This is a genomic window from Pseudomonas sp. CH235 (genome assembly GCF_004368175.1).
GTDB classification, from domain to species: domain Bacteria; phylum Pseudomonadota; class Gammaproteobacteria; order Pseudomonadales; family Pseudomonadaceae; genus Aquipseudomonas; species Aquipseudomonas paraglycinae.
Genome location: NZ_RRZJ01000066.1, coordinates 1 through 1439, shown reverse-complemented (window position 1 = coordinate 1439; position 1439 = coordinate 1). Strand labels below are relative to the sequence as shown.

The 1439-nt window shown below is 54.1% G+C and carries 1 protein-coding gene; it reads right to left on the bottom strand.

Features of this window, described 5'->3' with window-relative positions:
• Positions 1–331: 331 nt before the first annotated feature.
• The gene (locus EIY71_RS28445; protein ID WP_134023999.1) at positions 332–1345 is read right to left on the bottom strand and encodes an IS110 family transposase; all 1014 of its coding nucleotides are present in this window, start codon (positions 1343–1345) and stop codon (positions 332–334) included.
• Between the last annotated feature and the right edge of the window lie 94 nt (positions 1346–1439).

Genomic DNA, 1439 nt, shown 5'->3' with positions numbered 1-1439 from the left:
ACTCAACCTGATCGGTTGAACCCGTCGAACCCGTTTCCTCTTCATTGGCTACGAACGAGTCGTGCCAGACACCCATTTGGATCAAGCGGTAGCGATACAACCTGCACCGCCCTGGCAGTTAACTGCCCCAGAGAAACGTTGGTGCTGCCAATGCGTCCAAAACGTGTCACAGAACTGTGGCTCGTGCAAAACACACGTCCAGTCCCAGCTGGCTCACCTGGCAGACGACCCGGTTACAACACACTCAGGCGGTGATGGTCGGTCGCCACTCAGATTTAGTGGTTCGAGCCCAGTCCCTTTTTGGTTGGCCAACCATCACCTCATTCGCCCCTCAGGCGAAACAGCGTCTGGCATCGAAAGGCTGTTTCTCCTTCAGGATGTGATAACTCGCTCGCGCCAGCTTGTGTGCGAGTGCCTTGGTAGCGACCACGGCATTGGTCTTGGCTTTCTTCTTCTCGAAAAAGCGTTTGGCATCCTCACTGAAGCGCCGGGCGAAATTAGCCGCTTCGATATAAGCCCAGATCAAATAAGCGTTGCCGTTCTTGGCGTTGCCTTCACCTTTCTTTTTGCCGTTGGAGTAATGCGCACTTTTTACGCAGCGAGCGTAAGAGGCGAAGTGGCCTACGTCGGCAAAACGCTCGATATTTCCGGTTTCCAGCATGATGACCGTGGCCAGCACTTCGCCAATTCCGGGCATCGTTTTCAACAAAGAAAACTCCGGGCGCAAATAGGCTTCGTGCAGTAATCGCTCTTCAAGAAAATCAATCTGGATCTGCAATGCCTGGACAATGGCGACATTCGCTTTCATTGCCAGAGCCACATCCGTCGGCAGGCCCAGCCTGTCGACAGATGTGGCTGACAACCCTTTGACTTCATTGCAGCTCAACCGCTGGCCAAACTGGCGCGCCATGATGTTCTCGACGGACAGAATGTGCTGAGTCCGACTGCGTACCAGTTGAATACGTTTGCGTGCCAAATCTCGCAGCGCACGCTCTTGCGGCGGATGGATATATCCGGTCGGTAAAATCCCGAGTCGCAGCAAATGAGCCAGGAAAGTCGCATCATCCTTGTCGTCAGAATGCTTCAAACCGTCGTAGCGTTTCATCGCCACGGGATGGGCCAGCTTCACCTCGAAGCCCGCCGCCTTAAGGCCATCGACCAACCAATACCAGTTGTAGGTGGACTCAACCACGACGCCAACCAATTCAGCACGGTGAGGCTCAAGCAGCAAAAGGATCGGTGTTAGCTCGTTGGGACAGCGTCGACTGACCAGTACCCGATCCGTTTCGTCGGTAACCACCACAACACTGTTGTTCGAATGCAGGTCTATGCCACAGAATTTCATCACGGCCTCCTACGCAAAAGACTAAGTTCGCACCTTGAATTTTGCGCCACCTCCGTGAGGTGGGGAGGCCGGCCAGATGATTCTCAGATTTATT

What these genes read in the sequence shown, in the direction of transcription:
- EIY71_RS28445 (WP_134023999.1), bottom strand. Translation starts at nt 1,345, where the DNA reads ATGAAATTCTGTGGCATAGACCTGCATTCGAACAACAGTGTTGTGGTG.